Source organism: Peptoniphilus indolicus ATCC 29427 (genome assembly GCF_000227315.1).
Lineage (GTDB): Bacteria > Bacillota > Clostridia > Tissierellales > Peptoniphilaceae > Peptoniphilus > Peptoniphilus indolicus.
This window is the reverse complement of sequence record NZ_JH165061.1, coordinates 577,030-585,698: the sequence shown is the minus strand read 5'-3', so window position 1 is coordinate 585,698 and position 8,669 is coordinate 577,030. Positions and strand designations below refer to the sequence as shown.

At 32.9% G+C, this 8,669-nt stretch carries 9 protein-coding genes; 3 read left to right on the top strand and 6 right to left on the bottom strand.

Features of this window, described 5'->3' with window-relative positions; all coding sequences use genetic code 11:
• A partial coding sequence (gene yfcE / locus HMPREF9129_RS02650; RefSeq protein WP_004820082.1) for a phosphodiesterase occupies nt 1-500 on the bottom strand: 500 nt, incomplete at its 3' end.
• Between the two features lie 83 nt (nt 501-583).
• On the opposite strand from yfcE, the gene pepT reads away from it, so the two are divergent.
• Nucleotides 584-1,804: a peptidase T gene (pepT, locus tag HMPREF9129_RS02645; protein ID WP_004820080.1), complete on the top strand. Its 1,221-nt coding sequence runs from the start codon at nt 584-586 to the stop codon at nt 1,802-1,804.
• Between the two features lie 44 nt (nt 1,805-1,848).
• On the opposite strand, the gene HMPREF9129_RS02640 is transcribed toward pepT, so the two are convergent.
• Nucleotides 1,849-2,031, bottom strand: a complete 183-nt coding sequence (locus HMPREF9129_RS02640; protein ID WP_004820078.1) for a hypothetical protein — start codon at nt 2,029-2,031, stop codon at nt 1,849-1,851.
• Nucleotides 2,032-2,066: 35 nt separating this feature from the next.
• Nucleotides 2,067-2,846, bottom strand: coding sequence for a ZIP family metal transporter (locus HMPREF9129_RS02635; protein ID WP_004820076.1), 780 nt, complete (start codon nt 2,844-2,846; stop codon nt 2,067-2,069).
• A gap of 530 nt (nt 2,847-3,376) precedes the next feature.
• Here HMPREF9129_RS02635 and HMPREF9129_RS02630 point away from each other — a divergent pair.
• On the top strand, nt 3,377-4,132 hold the full coding sequence (locus HMPREF9129_RS02630; RefSeq protein ID WP_004820074.1) for a nucleoside phosphorylase: 756 nt from the start codon (nt 3,377-3,379) through the stop codon (nt 4,130-4,132).
• A gap of 679 nt (nt 4,133-4,811) precedes the next feature.
• On the top strand, nt 4,812-5,573 hold the full coding sequence (locus tag HMPREF9129_RS02625; RefSeq protein WP_004820070.1) for a DUF134 domain-containing protein: 762 nt from the start codon (nt 4,812-4,814) through the stop codon (nt 5,571-5,573).
• 172 nt (nt 5,574-5,745) lie between these two features.
• On the opposite strand, the gene hpt is transcribed toward HMPREF9129_RS02625, so the two are convergent.
• From hpt to HMPREF9129_RS02610, 3 genes are all read right to left on the bottom strand, one after another.
• On the bottom strand, nt 5,746-6,285 hold the full coding sequence (gene hpt, locus HMPREF9129_RS02620) for a hypoxanthine phosphoribosyltransferase (RefSeq protein WP_004820069.1): 540 nt from the start codon (nt 6,283-6,285) through the stop codon (nt 5,746-5,748).
• A 187-nt stretch (nt 6,286-6,472) separates the two neighbouring features.
• Nucleotides 6,473-6,955, bottom strand: a complete 483-nt coding sequence (locus HMPREF9129_RS02615; protein WP_004820068.1) for an NADH-quinone oxidoreductase subunit NuoE family protein — start codon at nt 6,953-6,955, stop codon at nt 6,473-6,475.
• Between the two features lie 264 nt (nt 6,956-7,219).
• Complete coding sequence (locus HMPREF9129_RS02610) at nt 7,220-8,545, bottom strand: FAD-containing oxidoreductase (protein WP_004820066.1); 1,326 nt, start codon at nt 8,543-8,545, stop codon at nt 7,220-7,222.
• Between the last annotated feature and the right edge of the window lie 124 nt (nt 8,546-8,669).

Sequence of the window (8,669 nt, the reverse complement as noted above, 5' to 3'; positions counted from 1 at the left end):
AAATTAAAAATTCCATCTTCATATATAACCACAGACTTACTGTCATCTTTGGGAAGGGTTGGACTTCCAGGACACATATATATTATTCCTTTCATCTTTTCAAATACTTTTATATGCGTGTGCCCAACTACTACAATATCAGCTCCTAACTTTTTGGCATTTTCTACTCTCTCTTCAATACTTTCTCTGTATCCATGCAGTGCAAATATCTTTAAATCTCCCCACTCTAAAAACACCTCAACATTATCTAAAAATTTTCTATCCATTACCTGTTCATCTACATCAGCATCACAATTGCCCTTTACCATAAAAATATCATCTCTTCCAGCAAATACCTCAGCCAATTCTTTGGCGTCATACCCTGGATGAATTCCATTTCTCGGTCCTGGTGCAAGTACATCTCCCAAGTGTAAAATCCTATCACAGCCATCCAAAATGCCAAGAGCTTTCTTGGTATCTTCTAAATATCCGTGTGTGTCTGAAATAAAACCTATCTTCATAAAATCTCCTCTAAATAAAATACTCGTTTGACTTTAGTATACCCTAAGAGTATTCTTAAAATAAACAACTAAAGGAGGCAATTATGAATATCAGTGAACGACTTATAGAATATTTAAAAATAGATACTAAATCAGACCCAGAATCTAAAACATTTCCAAGTACTAAAAAACAATTTGACCTTGCAAACCTATTGGTAAAACAATGTAACGAAATGGGTCTATCAGATGTCGACTTGGATAAATATGGATATGTCACAGCAACTCTTGAATCAAACACAGATAAAGAAATTCCAACCTTAGGGTTACTTGCCCATATGGACACAGCCCCAGCAATGACAGGCACAAATGTAAATCCTAGGATAATAACTGATTATGATGGAAAAGATATAATTTTAAATGAAAAAGAAAATATAATTTTAAGCCCTGAAAAATTTCCGGCTTTAAATAATGTAACAGGATTAGATTTAATTGTAACTGATGGTACAACTCTTCTTGGAGCAGACGACAAAGCCGGAATAGCTATAATTATGGATAGCATATTGCACCTTAAAAACCACCCTGAAATCCCCCACGGAAAAATTAGAATAGCTTTCACACCTGATGAAGAAATCGGACAAGGTGTAGATAAATTTGATATAGAGAAATTCGGAGCCGACTTTGCACTTACAATCGATGGCGGTAGATTAGGTGAAATTCAATACGAATGTTTTAATGCGATAAGTGCTAAAATATCTATTAGCGGCGAAAGTGTACATCCAGGAACTGCAAAAAATAAGATGATAAATGCACTTAGCCTCGCAATGGAACTAGACGATATGCTCCCAGCAAACCAAAGACCACAATTCACAGAAGGATACGAAGCTTTTTACCACTTAGACGAATTGACAGGCACAGTAGAAAAAGCTGAAATAGATTATATTTTAAGAAGCTTTGACTATGAAGAAATTCAAAATATGAAAAATATACTATCCTATGCAGTTGAATTCTTAAATAAAAAATACGGAGAAAGAATAGCTGTTACATTCAAAGAATCTTATAGAAATATGAGAGAGAAGATAGAACCTCACATGGACATCGTCGACCTTGCAATAAACACTTTAGAATCAATTGATGTAACTCCTATTGTAGAACCAATTCGTGGTGGTACAGACGGAAGTAGATTATCTTGGATGGGACTTCCAACACCTAATATCTTCACAGGGGGAATGAACTTCCACGGTAAGTACGAATACATTCCAATACAACACATGGAAAAGTCAAAAGAATTTTTGATTACATTTATAAAAAATGTTGCAAATAAATAACACTAAAAAAGGTAGTACTTCAAATCGAAATACTACCTTTAAACTTATTTATCAGCCGGTTCCCACTTGCAACGAACAGGAGATACAATTGCCTCTTCCTTTTTAAGAGCCTTAAATGCCTTATCAACATCAGCTTTTTCAAGACCGGTTGCCTTTGAAACCTCTGTTGCATTCATAGGCTTTCCAGCTTGTCTCATAGCTTGTAAAATTTGTTCTTTAATTTCCATCTTTACCACTCACTTTCTCAAAATACGGTATATTTTTACCCAAGAGCAACATCTAAAATCATCATCAATATAAAACCGGCAGCAAAAGAAATAGTTCCCTTGTTGGAATGTTCACCCTCAGACATCTCGGGTATCAATTCCTCAACCACAACATACATCATAGCTCCCGCTGCAAAAGCCAAAAAATATGGTAAAACAGGAACTACCATGCTAGCCGCAAGTATCGTGAAAATAGAAGCTATTGGCTCAACTACTCCTGAGAGCACTCCGTATATAAAAGTCTTCCACTTTGACATTCCCTCAGCTCTTAACGGCATTGAAACCACTGCACCCTCAGGGAAATTTTGAATAGCTATCCCAAGCGCCAAAGTAAGAGCCGCCGCCCTACTCACCCCAGTACTACCAGCCATCCAACCGGCATATACTACTCCAACCGCCATACCTTCCGGAATGTTGTGTAATGTTACAGCTAAAATCAACTTAGTAGTTCTCTTTAATTTACTCTCTACTCCCTCTTCATCGTTATTAAAGTGCATATGAGGAGTTATTTCATCCAACAAAAGTAAAAATCCGACACCTACCGCAAAACCAACTGCCGCCGGTAAAAATGCAAGCTTTCCTAATTGCCCCGAAGAATCTATTGCCGGTAACAATAAACTCCAAAAAGATGCCGCCACCATAACTCCGGCAGCAAACCCCGTCAAAATCTTTTGCACTCCAAAAGATATTTTATTTCTCATAAAAAATACCATTGCCGCACCCAAACTCGTGCCTAAAAATGGTATTAAAATTCCCTGCAAAACTTCTAAATTCATATATACTCCACAAATTAGTAAACTAAAATTTTATAAATTATACCCATTTATTTTAATTCTTAATAGATTAAATAAATTAGATAAAATTATGTTACTAACAGTTATAATTATAAGCATCTCTTTTGTTTACACCTTTTTCATAATAAATCCATAAAAAATAAAGATTTATACTAAAAACGCCTTGTATATTATATCCCCCTCTTCTGATTAAGACAAAAACTAATCTATAGAAACTTCTATTCCAAAATTTACTAAAGATACAACTGAACAAAATATATAAAATACTAATCCAACTTAATCACCTAAAAATGTTCATAAATATGAAAGATTCATTTAAATATATTTAAGCTGCTAATAACAGAATATCCAAGTAAATTAATTAGAAAAGTGCTTATACATTATCCGAACTATTTTTGAAGTACATAAAATAAGTTTTATTATACATCTAAATAAAAGCGTGTATAATATAATTAAAATTATATTTATAATAATTTTTTAAATAAACGATTAAAAATATTAAGGAGAAAAATATGTTAAAAAGCAAGGATGTATTAAATAAAGACGGAAAGCAATTTCATTTAAACTGTACCTCAAAAGATATTGGTGAATATGTTTTATTACCCGGTGATCCGGAAAGAACAAATTTAATTGCTCAAAAACTTGATAATTCTAAGCTTATAGGTCAAAATAGAGAACTTCGTGTTTGGACAGGAATGCTAAATGATAAAAAAGTATCCGTTGTAAGTACAGGTATGGGAGGCCCATCGACTGCCATCGCCGTTGAAGAATTAATTCATTGCGGAGCGCATACTTTTATTAGAGTCGGAACGAGCGGAAGAGTCGGAGAAAAAAGCCAAGATAAGAAATACATAGGTGCAATTTTTACAAGTGCTATACGTGACGAAGGAACTTCTAAATCATATGTCCCAGCTGAATATCCAGCAGTTGCCAACATAGACGTTATCAACGCTTTGATAAAAGCATCCCAAAAACTGAAATGTAATTTTCTACCGGGAATTGGACATTCAAAAGAATCATTTTACGGCGAAGTTGATCCGGAAAGTATGCCTATCGACGAAGAATTAAAGTCAAAATGGCGCGTTTGGCAAAGAGCAAATGCCGTTGCAACAGAAATGGAATCATCCACCCTATTTGTAGTTTCTTCTATTCGCGGTGTAAGAGCAGGTTCTATTTGTGCATATGATTTTATGAATGAAGAAACAATTAACGTTGCAATAGAAGCAATAAAAAATCTTATTATCCTTGACAACGCAAATACAATTTAAATAATCGCTAAAAAGTTTTGGTTTTAAGAAATCTAGAAATCATAAATTAAAATATGATGTTCAATAATCTAAAAATTTTCTCGGCTGAGTATGCATTTAGTTTATTATCTTTAATATAGTATCTTGACAATAGTCTAGTATAGATTTTCCTTTTATGAGGAATCTCCTTATTAGACTATTGTGTTCTTCATTAATTCCTTTTTCTTTTTTAATCCTGTTAAACCGACAAATTTCAATCCATTATCACTTGTTATACTCTTGAGTATTTTTGCATAATACCTAGTTTTGGTATTAGTTTTTCTAAGTTTTCATTAACTGGCTTAAAATTTTTAGAGTTATCTTTAAAATAACCTATAACCCAATTTCTCGCTCTGTATTTTACGTGCTGTATACCCCTTATTATATCGCGGCTAAACTTCACATCTTTCAAAGTTGTTTAGATATTTATTTTCCCTTGAGTTTCATTATAGTATTGTTATATTCATTAACTTTCTAATTTGATTTTATTTTATGGCGAATCAATTGTACCGGATGTAATTTATATAAAATTTTTTAGTTCATTTTCATTTTACAATTAACGACCCATACTTTTTATGAAATATACTGAAAAATTTTATTGACAAATAAATCCAATTGTTATAAATTATAATTGACATATGTCAGAAATGAGGTGTTTGAAATGCCAAGGCCTAAAAGATGTAGGCAAATCTGTCAATATCCAGATTACTGGAGTTTTGCTCCTTTAAGTGATGCAAAAGAAGAGGTAGTTGAGTTAGCTTTAGACGAACTTGAAACCATACGCTTGATAGATTACTTCTCGCTAAGTCAAGTTGACTGCGCTGAACAAATGGGTGTTTCCAGAACTACCGTTACTTCTATGTACAATAGAGCAAGAAAAAAAATTGCCGAATCAATTATTGGAGGCAAAAAATTAGAAATCAACGGTGGAAATTGTAAAGTAAAAAAATCCTCCGTTTATACATTATGTAACAAGAAAGGAAAAAATATTATGAGAGTAGCAATCCCTTACGAAAATGGTGAAGTTTTCCAACACTTTGGTCATACTGAAAAATTTAAAGTTTATGACGTAGAAAATGGAGTGATAAATAACTCAACTATAATTGAAACTCAAGGCGAAGGACATGGTGCCATTGCAGGTTTTCTACAAACAAACGAAGTTAATGTTTTAATCTGTGGCGGAATTGGTGATGGAGCTGTAAAAGCATTACTAGCAGCTAATATTGATATATATGCAGGAGCACTTGGCTTAGCTGATGATTTTGCAAATGCATTTGCTGAAGGTAAATTAGTATCTGCATCTGAACCAACTTGTAATTGTAGCGGACATCATGATCACAACCAAGAAGGAAACTGTGAACACGACCATGTAAACTCACATGGATGCAGTTGTCACGGAGATGATGGAGGGTGTTGTCACTAATAAAAACCTCCTTTCACATATATGCTGACCCCAAAAGATAAAATAATGGAGGTCAGTTTTTAGTACCATAAATAGTGTAAGAGAGAGTAAATTCTTACTTGCACTATTTATGGTACTAAAGGGGAGACTCGAAATTAACGAGTCTCCCCAATATTTGACATAGAGCCAATTTTTATCTATCTTCATCTAACACACAGAATACATAAGGTATATTTCTGTATCTGTCTTTAAAATCAAGTCCATATCCAACTAAAAATTTGTCTTCTATTTCCATTCCTATATAGTCGGCTGTGATTTCTGCTTTTCTTCTTTCTTGTTTGTTGAACATTACACAAGTTTTTATCGTTTTTGGATTTTTCTTTTTTAAGTGGTCTATTAAGAATTCCATTGTTATTCCAGTATCTAGTATATCGTCCACAACTAAAACATCGTATTCGTCTAGGTCGTAGTCTATGTCTTTTATTATCTTAACACTACCTGTGTTGATTTCGCCGTCGCCGTAGCTTGATGTCATCATGAAATCTATTTTAGTAACTGGTTTAATATTTTTTGTAAGTTCTGCTGTAAAGAATAGCGCTCCTTTTAAAATAGAGATTACTAAAAGATTTTTGTCTTTATAGTCTTCTGATAGTTTTGCTCCTACTTCTTTTGCTATTTGCTCTAATTTTTCTTCGCTACACAATACTTCCCATTTTTTCTTTTCTATATCCATTTTATCTCCTCAAGCATCATTGTTTATATTTACGATATGTATTTTTATAATTTACATTATACCTTTTTATTGTTGTTTTCTCCATAGTCTATATTTTGGGTTCACAAGCGTTTATTTTGCATTTTTCTCATCGTTTTCTTGTTCTTCTCAACTCTTGTATATCTTATCTGCCCTATAAAATCTTCTATTATTTTATTATATCTTCTAAAACTTTCTGTACTTTTTCCTTATCCATTTGATGGTAGAATTTACCGTTTATCATAATGTTTGGACCAAATTTACATTTTTTAAAACAATTTTGGCTCCTAAGGCTTATCTTTCCATCTTCAGTTGTTTCGTTAAAATCAATCCCTATGATGTTTTTAACTGCTTTTAAAACTTCCATAGAGCCATTTTTCGCACATCTTGCCCCTGTGCAACAGATTACTTCATATTCTACTTTTGATTCTTTAACTGACGGCATAAATTTTATTATAGTCTTTATGATTTTTTCGTCTAACTCAAATGCCTCTGCAATTTGCTTTTGGTGGCTTATTGATACACAGCCCAAGTCTTCTTGGCATTTTTTAATTGCAAATTTAACGCCTTCTTGGCTTCCCTCTCCAAAGTTTTCCACCACTTCTTCTAACATATCTTTAAAAATCAGTTCTTCGTTTCTTTCTTCACACATATTATCACCTTATAACTTAATCCTTATTCAAATTTATTTTACACGTTCTATCTTGGTTTGTGTTTTTAAAACTGTACTTTACAATTAATTTCAGTTTCTAAATTAAAATCTTAAAATTCAATAATTTTCTTCTATATAATTATTATATCAATTTTACCATTGATTTTCGAATTCAAAAGCTCTTCATTATTATCTCTTCTTCTACTTTTTTAATTTGACAATTCAAGACATAAAAAAAGCATCCACTTTCGCAGATGCTATATCTTAATTAAAATTAAATAAGTCGTTTAAATTTTCTCCCATAGTTGGATGTGTGAAAACTTGGTCGCGAATATACATATATGGAATATTATTATCCATTGCCATTTTAATCAAATTGATTAATTCTTCGGAGTTTTTACCAAGTAAAGTTGCTCCTAAGATAAGATTTGTATTTTTATCAACTACTGCTTTGAATATCCCACGAGTGTCTCCATTTACAACACCACGTGGCATATTTGCAACCGGCAATTCTTTTGTAAGAACTTCATATCCCGCTTCAAGCGCTTCTTTTTCAGTTAGTCCTACGCGGGAAAGAGTTGGCGATATGAAAATTGTATAAGGAACATTCTTTCTATCTTTTTGAGAATAAGATTTATCGCCCAATAAATAGCTAACCAATATTCTGTAATCGTCCAGAGAAGTGTACGTGAACTGCAATCCTCCGTTTACATCTCCAGCTGCAAAGACATTTTTTACAGATGTTTCTAAATGCTCATCAACATTTATAGCTCCACGTTCGCTTAATTCCACATTAGTATTTTCTAGTCCCAAATTTTGCACATTAGGCTTACGCCCTGTCGCGTGTAGTAGGACATCAAACTCAAATGTTCCATGCTCTTTTGTATGAACGACTACTTTTTCTCCGTTGTTAGAAATTTCTGAAGTTTCAGTTCCAAGGATAAATTTCACCCCTTGCTCTTCTAAATATTCTTTTGCAAGATTTGCCACAACCACCTCTTCACGTCCGAGAATATTTTGCGTCGAGTCCAAGACTGTCACATTTGATCCAAATTTAGCATATAACGATGCAAATTCCAACCCTATATTTCCGGCTCCCAAGATCCCCAAATTTTTAGGTAGTGTTTCTAATTTTTGTAATTCTGTACTATCCACAACATTTTTTGACGTCTCTAAGCCCGGTATATTTAATACATTCGCAACCGCTCCAGTATTAATTACCACAATTTCAGCTGTGAGTTTTTCAGTTTCTCCACTAGCAGATATTTCTACCACTTTATCTTCTATAAATTTAGCTTTAGCTGTATATACATCGACTTGAGGATTATTATTTAACCCTGCAAAATTTTTTGCTCTAAGTTTTTCTACAACATTATCACGATTTTGTTTTGCAACTTCGTACTTATCGCCTTTTTCACTAGAAACGATAAGCGTTTTTGTAGGTATACATCCTATATTGATACAAGTTCCACCATACATAGTGTTGCTTTCTTCAACAAGTGCTACTTTTTTACCTAAGCTAGCAAATTTTGCAGCCAATGTCTTTCCAGCTTTACCAAAGCCAATCACTAATAAATCATAATTTTTCAATGTATTACCCCCTTGTCTTGGTAACTTTATTTTTATGATTTTGTAATTATACCCAAAATTTCAATTAAATTTTTATAATATCTTTTATACTATTTAAATTTTCACATTTTCATTTTTCTATACT